Annotated in this window: 15 protein-coding genes; 9 read left to right on the forward strand and 6 right to left on the reverse strand. The window is 63.1% G+C overall.

Annotated elements, in window-relative coordinates; all coding sequences use genetic code 11:
* Window positions 1-154 precede the first annotated feature (154 nt).
* Both BM400_RS01375 and BM400_RS01380 read right to left on the reverse strand, forming a co-directional pair.
* The gene (locus tag BM400_RS01375) at window positions 155-1228 is read right to left on the reverse strand and encodes an oxidoreductase (protein WP_089835919.1); all 1074 of its coding nucleotides are present in this window, start codon (window positions 1226-1228) and stop codon (window positions 155-157) included.
* Between the two features lie 7 nt (window positions 1229-1235).
* Entirely contained in the window at window positions 1236-2435 is a 1200-nt protein-coding gene (locus tag BM400_RS01380) for a dipeptidase (protein WP_089835921.1), read from the reverse strand.
* A gap of 87 nt (window positions 2436-2522) precedes the next feature.
* Between BM400_RS01380 and BM400_RS01385 the strand changes: the two genes are divergently transcribed.
* From BM400_RS01385 to BM400_RS01415, 7 genes are all read left to right on the forward strand, one after another.
* Complete coding sequence (locus BM400_RS01385) at window positions 2523-3734, forward strand: hypothetical protein (RefSeq protein WP_089835922.1); 1212 nt, start codon at window positions 2523-2525, stop codon at window positions 3732-3734.
* Window positions 3735-3739: 5 nt separating this feature from the next.
* Window positions 3740-5092, forward strand: coding sequence for a hypothetical protein (locus tag BM400_RS01390; protein ID WP_089835924.1), 1353 nt, complete (start codon window positions 3740-3742; stop codon window positions 5090-5092).
* Between the two features lie 388 nt (window positions 5093-5480).
* Window positions 5481-6053: a RidA family protein gene (locus tag BM400_RS01395; protein ID WP_089835926.1), complete on the forward strand. Its 573-nt coding sequence runs from the start codon at window positions 5481-5483 to the stop codon at window positions 6051-6053.
* 36 nt (window positions 6054-6089) lie between these two features.
* Window positions 6090-7505 (forward strand): L-seryl-tRNA selenium transferase, encoded by a 1416-nt coding sequence (locus BM400_RS01400; protein WP_089835928.1) that lies wholly within the window; start codon window positions 6090-6092, stop codon window positions 7503-7505.
* A 434-nt stretch (window positions 7506-7939) separates the two neighbouring features.
* A complete protein-coding gene (locus BM400_RS01405) occupies window positions 7940-9976 on the forward strand; it encodes a heparinase II/III domain-containing protein (RefSeq protein ID WP_089835930.1) in 2037 nt (678 codons plus the stop codon).
* Window positions 9977-10292: 316 nt separating this feature from the next.
* On the forward strand, window positions 10293-13724 hold the full coding sequence (locus BM400_RS01410; RefSeq protein ID WP_245781622.1) for a TonB-dependent receptor: 3432 nt from the start codon (window positions 10293-10295) through the stop codon (window positions 13722-13724).
* A gap of 4 nt (window positions 13725-13728) precedes the next feature.
* The gene (locus tag BM400_RS01415) at window positions 13729-15906 is read left to right on the forward strand and encodes a GH92 family glycosyl hydrolase (RefSeq protein WP_089835934.1); all 2178 of its coding nucleotides are present in this window, start codon (window positions 13729-13731) and stop codon (window positions 15904-15906) included.
* Here the strand turns inward: BM400_RS01415 and BM400_RS01420 are convergent, their stop codons facing one another.
* Both BM400_RS01420 and BM400_RS01425 read right to left on the reverse strand, forming a co-directional pair.
* The gene (locus BM400_RS01420) at window positions 15907-17664 is read right to left on the reverse strand and encodes a hypothetical protein (RefSeq protein WP_141223769.1); all 1758 of its coding nucleotides are present in this window, start codon (window positions 17662-17664) and stop codon (window positions 15907-15909) included. It lies immediately after the preceding gene.
* The gene (locus BM400_RS01425) at window positions 17657-18430 is read right to left on the reverse strand and encodes an ABC transporter ATP-binding protein (protein WP_089835937.1); all 774 of its coding nucleotides are present in this window, start codon (window positions 18428-18430) and stop codon (window positions 17657-17659) included. The genes BM400_RS01420 and BM400_RS01425 overlap by 8 nt, the downstream gene beginning before the upstream one ends.
* Window positions 18431-18509: 79 nt before the next feature.
* Here BM400_RS01425 and BM400_RS01430 point away from each other — a divergent pair, with 79 nt between their 5' ends.
* Complete coding sequence (locus BM400_RS01430) at window positions 18510-18827, forward strand: PadR family transcriptional regulator (protein ID WP_089835939.1); 318 nt, start codon at window positions 18510-18512, stop codon at window positions 18825-18827.
* Window positions 18824-20251 carry an ABC transporter permease gene (locus BM400_RS01435; RefSeq protein WP_089835941.1) on the forward strand — a complete coding sequence of 476 codons (1428 nt, stop codon included), beginning with the start codon at window positions 18824-18826 and terminating at the stop codon, window positions 20249-20251. The genes BM400_RS01430 and BM400_RS01435 overlap by 4 nt, the downstream gene beginning before the upstream one ends.
* 15 nt (window positions 20252-20266) lie before the next feature.
* Here the strand turns inward: BM400_RS01435 and BM400_RS01440 are convergent, their stop codons facing one another.
* Together BM400_RS01440 and BM400_RS01445 are read right to left on the reverse strand one after the other, a co-directional pair.
* Entirely contained in the window at window positions 20267-21370 is a 1104-nt protein-coding gene (locus tag BM400_RS01440; RefSeq protein WP_175528812.1) for an EAL domain-containing protein, read from the reverse strand.
* A 102-nt stretch (window positions 21371-21472) separates the two neighbouring features.
* Complete coding sequence (locus tag BM400_RS01445) at window positions 21473-21655, reverse strand: DUF1059 domain-containing protein (RefSeq protein WP_089835946.1); 183 nt, start codon at window positions 21653-21655, stop codon at window positions 21473-21475.
* Window positions 21656-22031 lie beyond the last annotated feature (376 nt).

Consider the following 22031-nt stretch of genomic DNA (forward strand, 5'->3'; position numbering starts at 1 on the left):
ACCGATAGCGGCGTCTGTATCAACAAACTCTCCTGGGGCAGTATCGAGCCGGGGCGTCCGGACTCTGGGATAGGGTGCAATCTGGTCGAAAGGGTTCACACCCAGTGTAGCCGACGACGCACACCTCCGATGCTCCCGGCCTCCGGAAGAGCGCCTACCCCTTCGTTTTCCAATCGTGACGCTCCTCTTCCGTAAGAGGAAGGGGCAGCGTCCGTCCCTCGCGGCCAGACGCGAAGGTCGTCTCGAGAATAGCCATCACGGCAATCGCGTCTTTGCCCGTAAGCCGTGGCGGCTGCCCGGACAGGATCGCGTCGCGAATCTCCTCGTAGTACCCCTGCTGCAGCCCCCTCGGCGCAGGAATCTCCGTCCGCTCACCCGTAGCCCCGTCGATCAGAATGCCTGGGTCGGGATCGTGCCCAAAGAGCGGGTCGCTCGGAAGCATCCCGGCCTGGAGCTGCGGCTCCTGCGTATCCGCGCCGTACTTCATCCACGTCGCAGCCGTCCCATGCACCGTAGTGCGTGGCCCCCGTCCCGCGGCCAGCAGCGTGCTGTTCAGAATCACGCGCAACCCCGGATACGTCAGCAGCACATGCGCCCAGTCATCCGTCTGTCCGCCATCGCGCAGCGTCCCAAAGCTAGCCGTGACCGCCTCAGGAAGCCCAAACAGATGCACCGCCTGGTCGATCAGGTGAGGCCCCAGGTCGAACCACAACCCCGCCCCCTCGCCCTGGTCCTCGCGCCACCGCTTGCGTACCACCGGCCGAAAGCGATCCATGTGGCACTCATAGTGGGTCACCCTGCCCAGCGCACCCGACTCCAGCACAGCCTTCGTCGCCAGCACCTCGCTATCCCAGCGCCGATTGTGAAAGACCGACAGCAGACGATCATGCTCCTTCGCCAGAGCCACCAACTCACGCGCATCGGCCAGCGTCGTGGTAAAGGGCTTATCGACCACAACATGCTTCCCCGCCCTGAGCGCCGCCGCCGCCAGCGGAAAGTGGCTGGTATTCGGCGTCGCAATCACCACGAGGTCTACATCGTCGGCAACCGCAGCCTCTTCGAACGAGCACACCCGCGCATCCGGATACATCGCGTGCACATCGTCCGGACGGCTCGATCCAACAACGGTAAGTGCCAACCCCTCCACCGCGCAGATCAACGGAGCATGAAAGGTCTTGCCGACATAGCCGTATCCAATCAGAGAGACGCGAAGAGGTTTCTGTGACATCGCTGCATTAGCTCCTGTTACTCTGCGCGGTAACGTCGCGGAAGAGGCGCATCGCATTGCCTCCCCAGAACTTTTCAATACGCCCCGTCGAGTAGCCCCGGCGCAACATCGCATCCGTAATCATCGGCAGGTCGCGCACATCGCGCATCCCCCGCGCCAACGGCGGCCCGCCATCGAAGTCCGAGCCGATCCCAACATGATCTTCACCGGCAAGTTGTATAGCCTTGTCGACAACCCCAACCCACTCATCCACCGTCATCGCCACATCGTCCGGCAGACGCGGCCCAATCATCGGGAACCCCGGCGCCACCATCTGATCGACCTCATAGATCGTCTTGCCCTGCACCCGATCCTTCAGGTTGCTCGTATCCCAGAACGTCTTGCCCTTCTGCTTCGTGTTGTAGTCGTACGCGCGCAGGTTGTTGAAGTCGCTGCCGATCTGAAACCCGATCACGCCGCCCTTCCCCGCCAGCTTCTTCAACATCTCGTCGGACAGGTTGCGCGGAATATTGTTCACGCTCCGCAGCCCATGGTGCGTGGCAAACACCGGCGCGCTACTCACATCGATCGCCTGCGCGATCGTCTCATCCCCCGAGTGCGAAACATTGATCATGATCCCAAGCCGGTTCATCGTATGGATGACCTCGCGCCCATGCTCCGTCAGCCCATGATGCTCCGGCGTCGAGCAGCACGAATCCGCATAGTGCTGATTCCAGTTGTGCGCGGAGAGCTGTGCCGACCGAAGCCCAAGCCGATGCAGATCGCGCAAAACACCCAGATCCCCATCGAGATCATAGCTGCCTTCAATGTCGAGGATCGCCGCCATCTTCCCCCGCGCACGAATCTTCGCAACATCGTCCGGCGTCAACGCCAGCTCCACCAGATCGTGATTCAGCCGAATCTGTTCCAGCGCATGGTCGATCCGTCGCAGCGTCTGCTTCGTCTCAAATCGTCCCGGCAGATACTCCTCAGGCACATAGATCGAAAGGAAGAACGCACCGACCCCACCCTCCTTCGCCCGCACCAGATCCCACTGCCCATCGGGATACCGCGTGCCCATCGAACCGCCATGGTAAAACTCGCGATCCAGCGCATGCACATGCGCATCGACGATCAGCGCATGCTGGTGGACCTGCCTCCCCGGCTGCGCACGAAGCGCCACAGGTGCAACAGCGGACATGGCCAGGAAGCGGCGGCGATTCAGCACTTAAATCCTCCATAGGACATTGGTTGCATTGGGGAGAGTATAGCGGTTGCTATACTTCGGCGAAACGTTCCCGCAAACGAGGATCGCATGACTCCTGCACAGACTCCAACCAAACGGCTGAAGCTCGCCGGCGTGGTGACGATCTATCGAAAGTATGCGCACCCGCAGCACATCATCGATCGCTTCAATGAAGGCTACGGCTGGAACGGCGCATGGCATCGCCCCGACATGGACATCGTCTCGCTCTACGTCGATCAGCGTGGCGAAGACGATCTCACCCAGGAGCGCGTCGACCGTCATCCGGGCATGAAGCTCTGCTCCACCATCGAAGAAGCCCTCACCCTCGGCACCGGCAAACTCGCCGTCGACGGAGTCTTCGTCGTAGCCGAACACGGCACCTATCCGCTCAACACCAACGGCATCATGATGCGCCCGCACTACGAGTTCTTCAAAGCCATCACAAACGTCTTCCGCGCCAGCGGCCGCTCCGTCCCCTACTTCAACGACAAGGAACTCTCCTGGAAATGGGAGTGGTCGAAGCAGATGGTCGACACAGCCCGCGAGCTCAACTTTCCCCTGCAGGGCGGATCCAGCCTCGCCGTCACCTGGCGCATCCCCTCCGTCGAATTCCCTCTCGGAGCCGTCACCCAAGAAGCCCTCTCCATCGGCTACGGAGGCATGACCAGCTACGACTTCCACGGCCTCGAAACCCTCCAGTGCATGGTCGAACGACGCAAAGGCGGCGAGTCCGGCGTCGAGTGGGTCCAGACCTACCAGGGCGACGCCTTCTGGAAGGCTCACGAAGAAGGCCTCTGGTCGAAGTCCCTCTTCAACGCCGCCCTCAGCCGCAGCTCCACCGTGGCACCTGCATCGCCCACCTTCACCAACACCTTCCCCACCCTCGAACAGTTGAAGAAGCTCGTCAGCAAGCCCGTCGCCTATCACTACAAGCATCGCGACGGCCTCTTCTCCACCATGATGCTCATGGACGGACTCGTCCGCGACTTCACCTTCGCCGCCCACATCGAAGGCCAGTCCAGGCCCTTCTCCACCCAGATGTACCTTCCCATGCCCGATGGCCGCACCACCCTCGCCAGCTTCTTCTCGCCCCTCGTCAACAACGCGGAGCAGATGTTCCTCACCCGCAAGGCGCAGTACCCCGTCGAGCGCTCCCTCCTCACCAGCGGCCTCCTCATCGCAGGCGTGGACAGCGCCATCGCAGGCAAGCGCCTCGACACCCCGCACCTCGCCGCCGTCACCTACCAACCCAACCCCGCATCCACCTTCTGGAGAAGCTGACGCCCATGACGCCCATCAGCCGCCGCCGTTTTGTAGCGTCCTCCGCCCTCTCCACCGCCACCCTCGCCTACCCGCAGCTCCTCCGCGCCGCCGCACCCTCCGACCGTCCCATCCGCTTAGCTATCCTCGGCAGCACCTACAAGCTCGGCTCCCGCCTCCAGACCATCGCCGACCGCTTCCTCGTCGGCTATCCCTGCGAAGGCGAATGGCACATACCCCACGTGCAGGTCGTCTCCCTCTACGTCGATGCCAGGGCACGCCGCATGGCCTCCGCGCCCCCGGACTACCTGCGCTTCCTCTCCGGAGCATCCGCCCCCACACCGCGCCCCCCAGCGGAAGAAGCCTCAGACGACCTCAGCCACGCCCGCTCGCAGCAGTTCGGCTTCCGACTCTGCAACAACATCCAGCAGGCCCTCCGCGACGGAGGCAACCGCCTCGCCGTCGACGCCGTCCTCACCATCGTCGAGCAGGACGACTACCCCCTCAATCACAAGGGCCAGGCCCTCCTCCCCACCTACGACTTCTTCCAGCAATGCGCGCAGGTCTTTACCTCCGAAGGACGCGCCGTGCCCTACTTCAACTACGGCTCACTGTCCTTCAACTTCGACGAAGCCGACGAAATGGTGAAGACTGCGAAGAAGCTCAGGATGCCTCTCCTCGCCGGCTCCTCCATGCCTGTCACCTGGCGCCTCCCCGACATCGACCTTCCCCTCGGCGCAACCGTCACCGAAGCCGTCATGGTCGGCGCCGGCACCCTCGACTTCGACGCCCTCGAAGCCATGCAGGCCATGCTCGAACGTCGCAAGGGCGGCGAGACCGGCGTCAAAGCCGTACAGCTCCTCGAGGGCGACGACGTATGGGACGCCGCCAGATCCGGCCGCTGGTCGCACGACCTCCTCACCTCCGCCCTCTCCCGCAGCGACACCCCGCTCGGCCTCACCCTCCTCGACGGCCGCACCCAGAACCTCGCCGCCCCCGGCGTCCTCTCGCAGCTCGTCAAAGACCCCACCGCCTTCTGCATCGAGTACGCCGACGGGACCCGGGCGACCCTGCTCATGCTCAACGGTGCCCTCCGCGACCACAACATCGCCATCAGGGTCGCCGGCCACGGCATCCTCTCCACGCAGTTCCTCATGAGCGTGCCTCCCAACGAGACTCACTCAGCCTGCCTCGCCGGCAAGATCGAAGAGCTCTACCGCACCAAAACCGCTCCCTACTCCGCCGAGCGCACCCTCCTCGCCACCGGGGTTCTCGACGCATGCGCGACCTCTCGCTATCGCCGCAACGAGCGCATCCTCACCCCCCATCTCGCCATCGCCTACCCCTCCCCCACCGAGTCCCAATACGCCCGCACCTGACCTCAGCCCGCCAGGGTCCATCTGGAGCATCTCCGTGCCGTTGTCTTGGCGTCTGGGTACCCAGGGCTTTAGCCTTGGGTCTCACAGGGCCGTCATCGAGAGCGCTTGAGCCCTTGGGTATGCCTTCCTGCCCTCGCCCACGCCGCCAGATCAACGCGGAACCACTAGTCCCACAGCCCTAGAAAACCGTGGGCCAATCGCCCGTAGACACCCGCCCCCACAGGCGTACACTCGATCCACCCAGTCACGCTCTCGCAACACCTTCCCCATCGCAGAAGACCTTCGCCACCGAATCCCGTTACGAAACGAACGTTACAAAGTGGTAAGTTGTAGTCGTCGCCGGCAGCGTCCGGAGAGGCAGCACACAGAGGCAGCATAGGAGACGCACATGGAGAACAGCACACGGCGTAGTTTCTTCGGCAAGATGGCTGCGATGGCGACCGTCGTCACCGGCTCGACAAAGCTATTCGCGCAGCAGTCCGCGCCGGCACCCGCCGAGCCCGTCATTCCAGGCACCGAGAGACCCCGCGGCCCGCGCAACAACCACACCCACGAAGGCATCTATTACTTCTCCGGCACCGGCTCCAACGACGGCTATGGCCGCGAAGACCACATCACCGTCAAGGACCCCTTCGAGAAGCACGTCACCCGCACCATGGACGCGCTCAAAAAGTCTCTCGAGCGCGCCGGCAGCAACATGGACAGCATCCTCCACCTCGAAGTCTTCCTCTGCCTGCCCAACGACGACACCATCCCCATGCCCACCGGCAGCGCGCGCTTCGCCGCTCACAAGGCCCAGTACGACGCACTCAACAAGATCTACGGCACCTACTTCTCGCCCGGCAAAGCTCCCTCCCGCGCCTGCATGGCCCTCGAGTGGATCCCCGGCGACTCTCTCATCGAAATCGTAGGCAGCGCACTCGTCGTCGGCCCCCCCGCTCCGCCGCCTGTCCGCAGCTAAACAGAACAACCAACCGTGCTTGAAAGAGGAATCCACATGAATTTGAAGTCCGCCTGGAGTCGACGTTCGTTTCTCTCTTCGCTTGGCGTCGCGAGCGGTAGCCTGCTCACCTCCGCGACCGCCAAGGCCGAAGGCATGTTCGGCAAGAAGCCCAAAGCCGAAACCAAGCGTCTGGTCGATGGAAACCCCATCGTCCCCATCACCTCCGGACTCGGCTCCACCGGCGACATCTACGCCGAACTCGGCGTCAAGCCCCTCATCAACATCGTGGGCACCGTCACCGTCATCGGCGGATCCGTCATGAAGCCCGAGGTCATGGAGCTCATCCGCCGCGGCAACGAGCACTTCGTCCTCATCGACGAGCTCGAAGTCGCCGCCGGAAAGTTCATCGCCAGGCTCTGCAAGTCGCCCGCCGGATACACCGGCCTCGTCACCGGCGGAGCCGCAGCCGCCATGGTCGTCGGCTACGCCGCCATGATGACCGAAGACCTCGAGGAGCGCATCAAGCTCTGTCCCGACGTCGCCACCTTCCCCCGCAACGAAGTCATCATCCAGAAGGCCCATCGCTACGCCTTCGATCACCAGATCCGCCAGACAGGCGCCAAGCTCGTCGAAGTCGTTACCCGCGAAGAGATGATCGCCGCCATCAACCCCAAGACGGTCGCCATCCACTTCACCAACATCCAGTCCGACCGCGGGCAGGTCTCCGGCCCCGAGACCGTCGCCATCGCCAAGGCCCACGGCATCTATACCTTCAACGACGCCTCCGCCGACGTTCCCCCCGTCTCCCGCCTCTGGGAGTACCCCGCCGTCGGCTTCGACATGGTCACCTTCTCCGGCGGCAAGGACATCCAGGGTCCCCAGGCCTCCGGCATCCTCATCGGCAAGGAAGAGCTCATCCACTGGGCCCTCCTCAACATGAGCCCCCAGGAAGACCGCATCGGACGCTGCTGCAAGGTCGGCAAGGAGACCATCTTCGGGCTCCTCAAGGCCCTCGAGATCTTCGTCAATCAGGACTACGACGAAACCCTCCGCATGTACGACGCGCGCGCCAAACTCATCTCTGACGCCATCGCGAAGTTCGGCGTCACCGCCCGCCCCCGCGAGTTCAACCCCAACGCCCTCGGCAACGTCACCCCCCGCTATAGCTGGCAGATCGATCCCACCAAACTCAAGATCACCGGTCAGGACGTCATGCAGGGCCTCGCCGACACCAAACCCGTCGGGATCGGCAGCTTCGGTGCCGGCGCAGGCGGCATGCGTGGCCGCGATCCCGAGGCCGAAGCCCGCATGAAGGCTCACCCCGAACTGGCCCAGCAGCGCCGCCGCGGCAACGGACCAGGCCGCGATCCCAACACCTTCGGCTTCGCCGTCTGGCAGCTCAAGGATGGCGAGGACCAGATCATCGCAGACCGCCTGGTAGAGATCTTCTCCGCCGCCCCCAAGGCATAACCCTTCCTCACCTCAAAACGGATCAGGGCCGGCTCCACGCCGGCCCTGATCCGTTAACAAAAAACATCCTGCATGGCGCAGCTTCTGATCCGTCGTTCATGCCCCGTTTCGAGCGATAATCGAAACCAAAACAGACCACTTCTTCATGAGCATGGTTCACCACAAATTGGCCACACTTTCCATCCATTTGCCCACGTTTTAGGGTCCAAAACGCTTCTGGTGAAACATGGGGAATTTCACATCGAAGCACCCTAACCCCTTTAGAAGACCACGCGTACAGACACACACTGAAACGGCTCAAAACAGACCAATTTAACCCGCCCCTTAGCCTCTGAGGTAGGACCTCTCGACCCTCAAAAACCGAAAACCTTGCTTTTTCGCCAGCCAACCTGATACACAGGAGCCGGCCTAGAAACGATTCCACCCGGAGCGCCATGGCACGCAGCCACAGCATCAACCGCCGCAGCTTCGTCGCATCGACCCTCGCGGCCGGCAGCCTCGCCACCCTCGACGCCGCCCTCCCCTCGCTGCTCCGCGCCCAGCAGCAGCCACTTTTGGGCAAGCCATCCCTCGCCAAAACCTTCAGCCCGCTCAAGGCGAATCTCATCGCCGGCTCAGCCTGGACCCTCTACCCTACCCTCGCGACCCGCGCCTTCTGGACCGGCCTCCCCCAGGACATCCGCGACATCCTCACCACCCGCGCCGACACCGCCAACACCGGCGACTGGCCCCAGCTACTCGCCACCCTTGAGCTCGAATTCCGCCGCAACGGCAACCGCTCCCGCTTCGAAGCCCTCCACTTCGGACGCCGCACGCGCCTCATGGATCTCGTCTTCGGCGAGTGCCTCAGCAACGACGGCAAATACCTCGACCAGATCGCCAACGGCATCTGGCTCATCTGCGAAGAGAGCTTCTGGGGCGCACAGGCCCACCTCGGCGCCCAAAAGGCCGGCACCGGCCTCGCCGACACCGCCGAGCCCATCATCGATCTCTTCGCCTCCGAGACCTCCGCAACCCTCGCCCTCATCGTCCATCTGCTCGGCGATCGCCTCGACACCGTCTCGCCCCTGCTTCTCCCACGCATCGTCCGAGAGTCCCGGCAACGTGTTCTGGATCCGTACCTCGCCCGCAACGATTGGTCCTGGCTCGGCCTCAACGGCCGCCCGCACCACCTCAATAACTGGAACCCGTGGATCAACTCCAACATCCTCACCACCACCCTCGTCCTCGAGCCCGACGCCACCCGCCGCGCCGACACCGTCCTCAAGCTCTGCCGCTCCACCGACGAGTACCTCGCCGACTACTCCGCCGACGGCGCCTGCGAAGAGGGCCCCGCCTACTGGACACGCTCCGCCGGAACCTTCTTCGACCTCTGCCAGATGCTCGTCTCCTGCCACGGCGGCATGGGCTCTGAGGTCCTGCAGCATCCCTTCACCAGGGCCATGGGCCGCTTCATCCTCAACGCCCACATCGCCGGGGAGATGTACTGCAACTACGGCGACGCGCATCTCCAGGCCGATCCTCCGCCGGAGCTCATCTACCGCTACGGACACGACTGCAACGATCCCGCCATGGTGGCCTTCGGAGCCTTCCTCTCCGCCGATCGCGGCCTCGCCGCCACAGGCAAAGCCCTCCGCGATGCCGTCGCCGACAACGTAGGCGGCATCGCCTCCCTCACCCGCGCCTTCAACGCGCTCCTGGTCGCCCGGGAGATCCGCACCGCCCCCCGCCACGACGCCCTCGTGCGCTCAAGCTGGTACCCCGACCTGGCCCTCATGACCGCCCGCCAAACCGAAGGTTCTACCACCGGCTTCTATCTCGCCATGCAGGCCGCCAGCAACGCCCGCAGCCACGGCCACAACGACTCCGGCAGTATCCTCGTCTTCCACGACGGCCAACCCCTCCTCGTCGACGCCGGCGTAGGAACCTACGAGGCCAAGACCTTCTCCAGGGACCGTTACACCATCTGGTCCATGCAGTCGCAGTTCCACAACCTGCCCATCGTAGGCGGCATCGGGGAGCACGAGGGCAGCCGCCCCGGCACACCGCCCCAGGAGTATCGCGCCACCGAAGCCACCTCCCTGGACACCCCCGCCTCCACCGGCATGACCGCGAACCTCGCCCCCGCCTACCCGGCTGAAGCGGGCGTCACCCGCTGGATGCGCACCGCGACCCTCGACCGCACCACGAAGTCCGTCCGGCTCGAGGAGACTTTTACGCTCAGGGAAGCGAAGACCGTAGCCCTCGCCTTCCTCACCCCCAGACCACCCATGATCGAACGCGGCAACGTCCGCCTCGGCAACGTCGTCCTGCAGTACGACCCCACCCAGTTCACGGCAACCTCCGAACGCATCCAACTGACCGATCCTTCCTTCCAGCACGTTTGGGGAGACGCCCTCTATCGCGTCCTCCTCACCACCCCGGCAGCCGTACGGCAGGGGAGCTGGAAGATCCAACTGCACTCCCTGTAGCACTCTCCCAAGCGGTCTGACCAGTTAGCGGTAAATACCCTTCGCTTGCCTTCCAGGGCAGGCACGGCAGCGCTGCGCCCTGCTGCTGGCCGCTTGTTCGTCCCCTCGTAAAGTCTTGGAATGTAAAGGGAATATTAATCCCGGACAGCACGAATTTCATTTGACACGCGCTCTCTCCATCCACTAAAAGGGGTAGCCTTCGCCTAACGGGCGAAAGCGGTAACTAAAGAACGATCTTTCCAAATTGCACTTTCATTCCGGAGGAACAGTTATGCGCTTCAAATCGCTTCGTCTCGGCATATGCATGCTTATGCTCATGAGCCCTCTCTTCTCGAAAGAGAGCTTCGCCCAGTCCGACAGTTCGTCCCTCTCCGGAGGCGTGACCGACTCCACGGGAGCCCTTCTTCCCAACGCGAAGGTCACCATCCATAACAACGCAACCGGCAGCGAGCGGGTCGTCATGACCAACGACAGCGGCAACTTCACCTCGCCCGACATTCAGGCCGGCAGCTACACCGTGCGCATCGAAGCCAAGGGCTTCCAGTCCGTCACGCTCAACAACGTCAACGTCGACCCCAGCATCGGCCGTCACGTCGACGTCTCCCTCAAGCTCGGTGAATCCACCTCCTCGGTCACCGTCGAAGCCGGCGTCAACACCGTCCAGACCGAGAGCGCCGCCGTCGGACAGCTCGTCACCCAGGAGCAGGTCAAGAACATCCAGCTCAACGGCCGTAACCCGATGTACCTCTCGCAGCTCGAACCCGGCGTCGTGCGCAACTCTTCCATGGCCGCCTTCGCCTTCGGCCTCGACAACAACATCAACATCGGCGGCGCGCGCAGCCAGGAAAGCGTCCTCACCCTCGACGGCGCACCCATGGTCCGCACCCGCTCCAACGGCACCAGCACCGGCGTCGCCGACGTCGATTCCACCTCGCAGGTCCAGATCCTCACCAACAGCTACCAGGCGGAGTACGGCCGCACCGCAGGCGGGCAGATCCGCATGGTGCCCAAAAGTGGTACAACCAATCTCCACGGCTCCGCCTACGAATACTTCCGTAACACCGCCCTCAACGCCAACACCTGGCAGCGCAAACTCCCCACCAACCCCATCGCCCTCCAGTCCAAGCCACAGGGCTTCCGGTACAACCAATTCGGCTGGAATCTGAACGGCCCCGTAACCCTCGGCAAGGCCTTCAACCGCAACCGCGACAAGCTCTTCTTCCTCGCCGGTCAGGAGTGGGTGAAGTACAACCACGACGACACCGCCTTCCAGCAGGTGCCCACCGCGCTCATGCGCACCGGCAACTTCTCCGAGCTGCTCGCTCCCAATTACTTCTACGGCTGCACGGCAACTGGATCCAACCCCTGCGCCAGCAACCAGATCTACAGTCCCTACACCGGCCTGCCCTACGCCAATAACATCATTCCCGCATCGGATCTCAGCGCCAACGGCCTCGGCCTCCTGAAGGCTTATCCCAACCCGAACACCAACGCCCCGACCTACAACTGGGCCGATGCCGCTCTCTACTCCGAGCGTCAGCGCAAAGACACCCTGGTGATCGATTACGTCCCCTTCGACGCACATCGCATCCGCTTCACCGTCCTGAACTACAACTACGACGACTACGAGCCGCACTACGGCAACTTCAACCGCACCCCGCGTATCTTCCATCGTCCCAATCAGGTCGGTGTGCTGCACTACGCGTGGACGGCAAGCCCGACGCTCGTCAATGAGCTCGTCGTCTCCGCCTCCTCCGATCACGTCTTCATCAACATCGACACCTCCAAGGGCCTGTACGACCGCAGCCAGTACGGCATCAACTATCCCTACCTCTACTCCGCCTCCACCAAGACCATCCCGAACAAGATTCCGACCATCGGCATCTCGAACTTCGGAACTCTCGATGGCGGTCCCTATCCCTCGCACTCCGGCGGTATCGTCTACGGCATCGGCGACAACCTCACCAAGGTGCTCGGCAGCCACACCTTCAAGGTAGGCTTCAACTTTGAGTACGCAGGCGAAAACAACTTCGACCAGATCAGCGTCTCCAGCACCGTACCCGGAGCGACCAACAATCAGAACGGCTACTTCCGTTTCACCGACACGCGCAATGGTCTGACCAATGGAGCCATCCCCGCCACCACAGGCAGGGCAGTCGCCAACGTAGCCACCGGCCTCTTCGACACCTACGGTGAGATCGGACAGCGCTCCTACACGCTCTATCGCGGCACCATGTACGAGGGCTTCCTGCAGGATCAGTGGCGCGTTCGTTCCAACGTCGTCGTCGAGTGGGGCGTGCGCTACAGCATCATGAACCCCTACTACGCCAAGTGGGGCAACCTCGCCGTCTTCAACCCCGGCAGCTACGTCGCGGCCAACGCCGTCACGGTCAACCCGTCGACGGACGTCGTCACCGGTGGCGATCGCTATAACGGCGTCGTCATCCCAGGCAGCGGCTTCCCGGCGAGCGCCGCGGGGCACGTCGATCCCGCCATTCTTTCCGGCTATCAGGGGCTCTTCCGCGGATTCAGCAATACCTATTCGCCCACGGTCAAGACCAACGTCCAGCCCCGCTTCGGCGTCGCCTGGCAGATCCATCCCACCACCGTCTTCCGTTTCGGTGGCGGACGTTACTTCCAGCGTCTCGGCATCACCGACAACGTCTTCACCGGCGGCAACGCTCCCTTCCAGCCCTCGTCCACCGTCACCAATGGCTCGGCCGATACCCCGGGCGGCGTGGGCACCAACAACTTCCCGTTCAACTTCTCTTCGCAGGCCTACAACTACCCCAGCCCGGAAGCCTATAACTGGAACGTCACCCTCGAGCAGGAGTTCAAAGAGATAGGCACCTTCACCCTCGCCTACGCCGGCCGTCGCGGCATTCACCTCGAGCAGCTTGCCAACATCAACCAGCTCCAGCCCGGAACCATCCAGGCCAACCCGACCATCAAGCAGGCCGACGCACTCCGTCCCTACAAGGGCTTCTCCAACATCACGGAAACCCAGAACAAGGGTGCCTCCAGCTACCATTCCCTGCAGGCAAACCTCAAGCGCCGCCTGGTGAAGAACCTCCTTCTCGGAGTCTCCTACACCTGGTCGAAGTCTCTCGACTTCGGCTCCAGCAACGGCACCACCCTTCCCAACGCCTTCGACAAATCCATCTACTACGGCCCAAGCGACTTCGATACGCGTCACGTCTTCGTCTCGAACTTCGTCTACAACATTCCGTTCTTCAGCCACGGCAATCTCATCGAGCGCAGCACACTCGGCAACTGGCAGTTCTCCGGAACCCTCCAGGCGCAAACGGGTCGTCCTCTCAACATCTCCACCGGCAGCGAGTACGCAGGCGTCGGACCGGGCTCGGGAACGCAGCTCTTCCGTCACAACGGCACCGCCAACACCTTGAAGAACTTTGCCGGTCAAAACGGGTCGGCGCTCTGGTTCAACACCGCAGTCTGGGTAGCTCCCACGCTCGGCACCTTTGCGCCGCGCGGATCTCGCAACCAGATCTTTGGCCCCGGCTTCCAGAGCTATAGCGCCGCGCTCCAGAAGACCATTCACTTTGTCCCTGCGCACGATAGCCAGACCTTCGTCTTCCGTGCCGAAGCCTTCAACCTCGCCAACCATCCCACCGCCGACAACCCCACGACCAATCCCACCTCAGGAACGTTTGGTCAAAGCAAGACGAAGGGCAACACCTACGCTGCCGATCGTCAGTTCCAGTTCAGCCTCAGGTATGCTTTCTAACGACATGAAAACTGCTCTCTGTTGTCTTCTTCTCTGGGCTCCCGCGCTTGTTACGGCGGGGGCCCAATCTGTTCCGGCCGACCCCGTCGCCTGGGTCAACCCCTACATCGGCACCGGCTCGGGCCCCATCGGCTACGGCGGCATGATGCCCTTCGTCAACACTCCCTTCGGTATGACCGACTGGACTCCGCAGACGCGTCAGAACAAGATCAGCGGCGTCTCCTACAAATACGACGACACGAAGATCACCGGATTCATCGGCACCCATCAGCCCGCCATCTGGATGGGCGACTACGGCTACGTCACCCTGATGCCGGAGACCGGTCCGCTCGCGACCGAGCCTGCGTCGCGCGGGATGAGCTTCACCCACGCGGACGAGATCACCCACCCGGACTACTACTCCGTCCGCATGACCGACCCCGACGGCAAGCATATCCGCACCGAGATCACAGCAACCGAACGCTGCTCCTATCTCCGCGTGACCTTTCCCGCAGGTCGGACCTCTCGCATCCTCATCGAGGCCTCCCGCCCCGGCATCGATGGCTCCGCTTCAGTCGACCACTCCACGCACGAGATCACGGGCTACAACCCCGACCGCATGGACAAGCACCTCAGCACCATCCCTCTTCCCCACTTCAAGGGCTACTTCGTCGTCCAGTTCCGCAAGCCCTTCCACCGCGCCGAAACCTACGGACTCGAAGGCAAGGCCGAGCGCGGAGCATGGGCCGAGTTCGACACCCGCGAAGGCGAGCAGATCGAGGTCCGCGTCGGAACCTCCTTCATCAGCATCGATCAGGCTCGCGCCAACCTGAAGGCCGAGATCCCCACCTGGGGCTTCGAGGCCGTACGCCAGAAGCTCCACGCCACCTGGAACGACAAGCTCTCGCGCGTGCAGGTCACCGGCGCCACCGACGACCAGAAGCACATCGTCTACACCGCCCTCTATCACGCGCTGCTCTACCCCAGAGTCTTCTCCGAACAGGGCCGCTACTACAGCGCCTTCGACGACACCATCCACAACGGCGACTCCTACACCGCCTTCTCCATCTGGGATACCTTCCGCGCCGAAAACAGCCTGCTCACGCTACTCGCTCCGGAGCGCATCCCCGGCATGATCACGGCCCTTCTGCAGAATTACAAGGAAGGCGGATGGATGCCCAAGTGGCCCAACCCCTCCTACACCAACATCATGATCGGCACCCACGCCGACTCGCTCGTCGCCGAAGCCATGGTCAAGCACTTCAAGGGCTTCGACTACCAGACCGCATGGGACGCCGTGTACAAAGACGCCATGACGCCGCCCGACGACGACACCCACCGCCTCTGGAAGGACCGCGAGGAGCATGTGCCGTATGAGGCACGTGGCGGCCTCACTTACTACAAGCAGCTCGGCTACATCCCCACCGACACCACCGCTGAAGCCGCCTCACGCACGCTCGAAGATGCCTATGATGACTGGTGCGTCGCGCAGGTCGCAAAGACCCTCGGCAAGACCACCGACTACGAGTTCTTCCTCAAGCGCTCCCAGAACTACCGCAACCTCTTCAATAAGGACACCGGCCTGATGCAGGGCCGTCTCCGCAACGGCGACTGGGCAAGCCCCGACGCCGGCTGGACCGAGGGCACCTCTTGGGTCTACACATGGATGGTCCTGCAGGATCTGCCCGGACTCGTCGACCTCATGGGCGGTCCCGCGAAGTACAACGCCATGCTGGACCAGCACTTCGCCGGCGGCCACAACGTCCACAAGAACGAGCCCAGCCACCACTACGGCTATCTCTACGACTTTAGCGGCCAGGCCTGGAAGACGCAGGCCAAGGTCCGCGAAATCGCCGCAGCCGAGTACGCCAACCTTCCCGCCGGCCTTGATGGCGACGACGATTGCGGGCAGATGTCGGCCTGGTACCTGTTCACCGCCTTCGGCTTCTATCCCGTCAACCCGGCCTCCGGCGACTACATGATCGGCAGCCCCCTGTTCAAGAGCATGTCCATGCGTCTCGCCAACGGCAAGACCCTCCGCGTCAACGCCCCGCTCAACTCGTCCACGAACCTCTATATCCAGTCCGCCACGCTGAACGGCAAGCCGTTGGATAAACCCGTCCTTCGCTACGACGACATCATGCAGGGCGCAACCCTCGATCTGGTCATGGGCCCCAAACCATCCGCCTGGGCCTCGCGCTGATCACCGATCCCGCAACCCAAGCCCCAGATAGAGAAACTCCGGGACAGGCGGCTCAGCCTCAAGAATGAGCCGCCTCACCAGCAACAGCAGAACATGCGCCACCACGAAATGCAGCGCGACCCGGAACAGATGCACCGGAGTCGGAGCATCCCAAAGTTCCAGCATCTGCACCTTCAACGTGAAAAACGGAAACACCACCAGGTAAAGCACGAGAGCCATCGGCATCTGGTGGACCGTCTTGATGCGTGCGGTGGTGAACGGAATGGTACGCATTGTCAAAAACGCGAGGTCCGTGAGGATCAGCGAAAGCCCCACGCCAAGCAGCAGCTCTACCGCCGTCGTGGAGGCTGTCCTCATCGCAACGGGCTCCACGAAGTGCAGCACCACCGCCGACAGGACGATCAGAATCGTCGCAATCGTGAACACCAGCGCCCGCGCCGCCCGCATTCCCTCCTCGCGCGGCCATCCGTCGATCACCCGGAACAGCCAGCTTCCCTTCAACAGCAGAGGGGACATCAGCGCCGTCCGCAGCCCCATCACCGTCCAGAAAGCCACCAAAGGAAACACCAGCCGCACACCATCCACCGGCACAACGACCTGCATCCAGCCGCCAACGGTGCGGAACGTCAGCAGCCCCGACAGAATGAGCGCAAGCCCAACCCCGGCATACATCGCCAGATAGAGATGCAGCCTCGGCAGCCGCGCCAGCGTCTGCGCCGTAAAGTGAAAGACGGCCCGCGCGTTCGGCGTGCGCGCCATCAGACGATGCGTCAACCCATCCAGCAGCGTCCACCGCATGCGGCGTCCACTGGCGCTGCCTTCGACCAGCCGTCGTACCCGAAGCCGGTACGCAAGCGGATAAAGCACCACGCCCACCACCGCGAGCGCACCCGTCGTCCACACCGCCGTGTGCGCAAGCCGATGAAAGACCGGCGCCGCACCAGCACCATCCAGTAGCACCTCGTACACGCCAAGAAACCAGAAGGGAGGAAGGTATCGCGCAAAAAAAGGCGGCGCAAGCATGGCCTCGATCGAGTGCGCAGCCAGGGGGAAGAGAAACAGGATCATCAACAGCACGATCACCGAGACGATCTTCGCCACCGAAGCCACCCTTGCGGCCAAAGCCGGAAAAGGCAGGCAGCCAAGCACCCCCTGCATCGCCAGGAAGAACGCAGCCGCAAACGCCCCGCTGATGCTGACTGCCATCGCATGCGCGAACACATGGTGGAAGAAGCCCAGCTTCAGATCGGCGACGGCAGGCAGGAAGATCGTGCCCAGCGTGCTCGTCTCCACCTGCACCAGGCCAAGGAAGATCGCGAGCGCCGTCAGCCTGCCCCAGAGCATGCGCCTCCGCTCGATCGGCAGGCTGGTCAGCACATACACGTCCAGCAGGTCGGGAAACAGCGAGTCCCACTGAAACACCATTGCCAGCCCCAGAATCACGAACGAGTAGGTGCAGAAGAACAGATGATCGCAGGCCTGCTGCATCAGTGTGCGCGGAAGATGCAGCGGAGGCGGCAGATGGTAGGCGGGAAACAGGAACAGCGCGACCAGCAATCCGGGGATCGCAATCGCCCCGGCCAGCTCCGTCATCCGCGCCGCAGCGTCTTCGCCGAAGGCCTCGTTGTTCAGCATCCGATCGAAAAGATGCCGCACCATGACCTCGAACTGGCTCTGCCGCCGCATATCCTGCCGCATCCCCGCCTGCACGTTGAGTGACATCACCGCCGGTTTCGTCGACATCCCCAGGCTAGACATGCGCAGACCTCATCGCTTCCACCAGGTTCTTCGCCGCCAACTTCGTATCCTGCTGTTCGACCAGCTCTGCGAACACGCTCTCCAGGTTCGGCAGCGCCATCAAACGAGTCAGGTCGGCAGGAGGCGCATCTGCGAGAATGCGCCCTTTTGCGATCACGATCACCCGATCGCATACCTGCTCAACCACCTCAAGCACATGGGAGATGTAGAGGATCGCCTTGCCCTCCGCAGCCAGTTCCACGAGCAAATCCTTAAACAACCGGGCCGACACCACGTCCAGCCCCGAGAGCGGCTCATCGAAGATGAGCAGACGCGGATTATGCAGCAGCGCCGCCGCAATCAGCACCCTCTGCTTCATGCCCTTGGAGTACACCGAGATCGGCGAATGCCTCCACGACTGCAGCCCAAGCAACTCCAGCAAACGCGTGGCCCGCGCCTCGAGCGGCCTCTCCTCCAACCCCCTCAGCCGGCCAACGAGCTGCAGGTATTCGAGCCCGCTCAGATGCGTATAGACCTGCGCCTCCTCCGGCACATAGCCGAACGACGCCCGAAACCCCGTCATATCATCGCGGATATCGCGCCCATGGAAGAGCACGCTGCCCCCGCTTGGTTCGAGAATCCCGGTGATGATCTTCACCGTGGTCGACTTGCCGCTGCCATTCGGTCCCAGGTAGCCGACGATCTCTCCCGGCGCGACGGTAAAGCTGACATCGTCGATGGCCGGAATACCCCGATACCGTTTCGTGAGGTTCTGGATGCTGAGCATGAATGAATTCCTCTGTACCCTATGTAGCATTCTGTATTGGACTCGTCAAGTAGCGATCTACATAGGTACAATTCAACGCATGCCGGTCGAGATCAAACTCTCCCATACCGCGGCCATGATTCTGCAGACCATCTCTGCAGGAACCGTCTATGGTTTCGGCATCATGGAACGCACCGGGCTGCCCAGCGGAACCGTCTACCCGGCGCTTCGCCGCCTGGAGCGCGACGCCCTCATCCGCTCCGAGTGGGAGAAGCAGGCAATCGCCGACAAGGAGATGCGCCCGCCCCGCAAGTTCTACAAGATGACCCCCGCCGGCAAAACGACCCTCACCGCCATGATGAAGCGCTACCCGCTGCTGGAGCGGCTCGGCGCGATGGACGAGGTGAAGGCCCTATGACCCTGCTCGGCTACCGGATGGCGCTCCGTGCGGTGGGCCTCGCGGTGCCGCGCACGTTGCGCAGCGAGTGGATCGCAGAATGGGATTCCGAGCTCTGGTACATGGCCGCCTCCGCCACGCAAGTGGAGATCGCCTCCTTCTGCTGGGGAGCCGTCGAGGACGCCCGTTCGCTCCGCGCGATGCATCCTGTCAGGCCCGTCCGTGCCGCCGGTTCGGCGAGGACATGTGTCGCCTGGGTTGGAGCCGTGGCGGTCCTCTGCTTTGCGATCGCCCAGTCCATCCCGGCGGTCAAACTGGCCAGCAGCTCTCCGGTCTATCGCAGCGCCACCGACGCAGTCGCCATCTCGCCCGCCGACCACCAGGCCGGCCCCGTGGTCCCGATGAGCCTGGTGCGATCCTGGCAGCGGCGCAAACAACATCTCTTCCGCGAGTTCGCCGTCTACGCTCCCACGGTCCGCGCCATCCACCTCCAGGCCGGAACCACGCGTCCCCTGGCTCTGGCCCGGGCCAGCGCGAACATCCTCACCCTGCTCGGCGTCCCCGTCGCGCTGGCACAGGAGACGCGCGGCGGCCAGCCCGTCCTGATGCTCAGCGAGACCGCATGGCGCACGGACTTCGGCAGCGACACCAGCCTTCTCGGCGAGACCGTCAACGTCGGAACCCAGCGGGTACAGATCGGCGGCATCGTCCCCGACGAGGCCGCTCCGGCCGGCAAGCTCGATGGCTGGATCCTTCTGCCCGACACCGCCTCATGGCCGGACGCAACGCCCGTCCATCTCATCGGACGCCTCGATCCCAGCCGCAGCATGCTCTCTTCGGCCTGGGAGCTGACCGTGCCCGGCCCGGATGGCGACGTCCTCTACGACTGCCGCATGCTGCCCGCCCTGAAAGCCGACATCTGGAAGATGTACCTCTTCGCCGCGTTCCTCGCGCTTCTGGCCCTGCCCGCCACCACCTCCCTCTCGCTCGGCGAGTATGCCGCCCGCCCGGTGAATCTTCCCTGGGTCGCCGCGGTGCGCCGCTGGCTCTTTCTCGCGGCCAAGATCGGCTGCGCCATGCCGGCGATCTACTGTGCCAGCCTCATCGCGGCCTATGGCCTGCGCTCCGCCAGCCCGTACACGCCGCAGTACATCCAGTTGGTGACCACGTTCGGCATGACCCTCTTCGCGCTGCGCTGGGCCCTCCGCGACCAGCGCCGGCGCTGCCCGGTCTGTCTCGGCAAACTCACCTGCCCCGCGCGCGTCGGCGAGCCCTCACGCAACTTCCTCGCCTTCAACGGCACGGAGCTCATCTGCGCCGGCGGCCACGGCTTCCTGCACGTCCCCGAGATGGCCACCAGTTGGTTCAGTACCCAGCGCTGGCTGCACCTCGATCCCTCCTGGAGCGGCCTCTTCCTCAGCCCCGCGAAGGCCATGGATCTCTAGCGCAACGCCGAACCATCAGTAATCCCGGGCGTCGAGAACGCTGCGCATCAGCCGGTCGATCCGAACCACAGCCTGAAAGCCCCCCTGCTCATCGAGCACGACGATCGGGTCGAAATGATGCGTCGCCGGGCGCGTCAGGGCGCGCTGCAGAATCGTCCTGGCGTCGTTCGAAAGCTGCACCCGCATAAAATCCTTCACCTCGCGCACACCAAGCAGAGGGTGAACCTCCAGCAGGAAAAGAGCTCGCTGAAACTCGTCGAGGACGACGGCAAAATCCGGCTCGTCCGCGTTCTGGATAATCCTCTCCGCCTCGTCGCGGGTCGCGGCAATGACGCACCGGTCCGCGTGCGCCAGCAGGCTTCCATGATGCTCCAGCACCCGCGCGCGTTCCCGCAGAATCGCCGTGACTTCAACCGGAAGCGGAAGCATATCGGGCTTGGGTCGCCCCAGGAAGAACCCCTGCGCGAGCGGAACCTCCAGCCGCAACAGTTCATCCAACTCATCCGGCGTCTCCACGCCCTCGGCCACAATCCATGCGTCCAGCCGGTCCGTCGCATGCCCGATCATCTGGATCAGCGTCGTCTTCGAGTTCTCCGCATGGCAGTTCCCCACGAAGAACCGGTCCAGCTTCACAAAGTCCGGCTTCAGCTCCATGATGTGCTTCAGCGACGCGTACCCCGAGCCCGCATCGTCCACCGCGACCCATCCCTGCTGGGCGCGGATCAGGTCGATCTTCGGACGAATCCGGTCGTAGTCCTCCACCCGGTCCTGCTCCGTAATCTCGATCACCACGCCCGCCAGCGAACCCGTTGCCGCAAGCACCGCGTCCCAGCGCGGCGTCAGCAGAAAGGTTGGGCTCAGATTGATGCTCAGAAAGCAGTTCGGCGGAAGATTGCATCGCGCCGCCAGCGAACGCGTCAGCACGGCCTCCTCGAGATCCATGCGGCGTCCGCACAGCCCCGCTGCCTGGAAACAGACATCGGGGGCAAGCCCAATCTCCGGCGGAAACCGCACCAGCGCCTCGTACCCTACCACCGTGGCGCGCCGCAAATCGACGATCGGCTGGTAGTGGAACACGAACGGGAGCGAACCGTCGATCAGACGGTCGAGAAGCGCCACAAAGATCGCGTTATCCAGCAGACCGGCATTCTCGTTTCAAAATAAGCCACGCGATCTCAACCGGGGGATACTGACGAACACAAACGATCCACCCGGAGTTCCCTATGCAAACCGAACTTCTTGTATACGGGCGGTGATCAGGGAGATCAGGTCTGGCGTGACCTCTTTGATTCCATGGGCATCCTCCGCGTGAACCGCGACCGCCTCCAGAATCTCCTCCTGCGTCTCGTAGGTAAACTTTGCCGTGCAACCGGGAACAACATCTCCGCAGGAGAATTGCTTCATGACAAGAGACCTCCAAAGATAGCGAGCGTCTCGAACGATGAGACCTGCGGTGCGGTAGCTCGACCCTCGAAGACTAGCATAGGATCTGTCGGATCGACGACAAAAGCAGGCCTTTCCCACCATCGGAAACTCATTGTTAAATGGTTTATCCACCACACACAACGTGGCTGGATAAAACTGGACAATGTGGAGACAAGAGCCTAGCGCGACGGGCCGTTAAAGCCCTTATACGCAGGCGCGGGAATCGGTCGCAGCCATCCCGCAGCCAGCCAGCCCGGAGGCGCGTTAAACTCCGACCAACCGCAACTCAGACACACCGCAATCGTCGGACCCGGGTTCATCGGTGGTGCGGCCACCGTCCGGGAGTTGTTCATGT

This window comes from Granulicella pectinivorans (assembly GCF_900114625.1).
GTDB classification, from domain to species: Bacteria; Acidobacteriota; Terriglobia; order Terriglobales; family Acidobacteriaceae; genus Edaphobacter; species Edaphobacter pectinivorans.

Excerpts from the sequence above, each read along its gene's own strand:
- BM400_RS01410 (WP_245781622.1), top strand. The coding sequence starts at position 10,293 with ATGAGCCCTCTCTTCTCGAAAGAGAGCTTCGCCCAGTCCGACAGTTCG.
- BM400_RS01375 (WP_089835919.1), bottom strand. The coding sequence starts at position 1,228 with ATGTCACAGAAACCTCTTCGCGTCTCTCTGATTGGATACGGCTATGTC.
- BM400_RS01415 (WP_089835934.1), top strand. The coding sequence starts at position 13,729 with ATGAAAACTGCTCTCTGTTGTCTTCTTCTCTGGGCTCCCGCGCTTGTT.
- BM400_RS01430 (WP_089835939.1), top strand. The coding sequence starts at position 18,510 with ATGCCGGTCGAGATCAAACTCTCCCATACCGCGGCCATGATTCTGCAG.
- BM400_RS01390 (WP_089835924.1), top strand. The coding sequence starts at position 3,740 with ATGACGCCCATCAGCCGCCGCCGTTTTGTAGCGTCCTCCGCCCTCTCC.
- BM400_RS01395 (WP_089835926.1), top strand. The coding sequence starts at position 5,481 with ATGGAGAACAGCACACGGCGTAGTTTCTTCGGCAAGATGGCTGCGATG.
- BM400_RS01435 (WP_089835941.1), top strand. The coding sequence starts at position 18,824 with ATGACCCTGCTCGGCTACCGGATGGCGCTCCGTGCGGTGGGCCTCGCG.
- BM400_RS01385 (WP_089835922.1), top strand. The coding sequence starts at position 2,523 with ATGACTCCTGCACAGACTCCAACCAAACGGCTGAAGCTCGCCGGCGTG.
- BM400_RS01400 (WP_089835928.1), top strand. The coding sequence starts at position 6,090 with ATGAATTTGAAGTCCGCCTGGAGTCGACGTTCGTTTCTCTCTTCGCTT.
- BM400_RS01425 (WP_089835937.1), bottom strand. The coding sequence starts at position 18,430 with ATGCTCAGCATCCAGAACCTCACGAAACGGTATCGGGGTATTCCGGCC.
- BM400_RS01420 (WP_141223769.1), bottom strand. The coding sequence starts at position 17,664 with ATGTCTAGCCTGGGGATGTCGACGAAACCGGCGGTGATGTCACTCAAC.
- BM400_RS01445 (WP_089835946.1), bottom strand. The coding sequence starts at position 21,655 with ATGAAGCAATTCTCCTGCGGAGATGTTGTTCCCGGTTGCACGGCAAAG.
- BM400_RS01405 (WP_089835930.1), top strand. The coding sequence starts at position 7,940 with ATGGCACGCAGCCACAGCATCAACCGCCGCAGCTTCGTCGCATCGACC.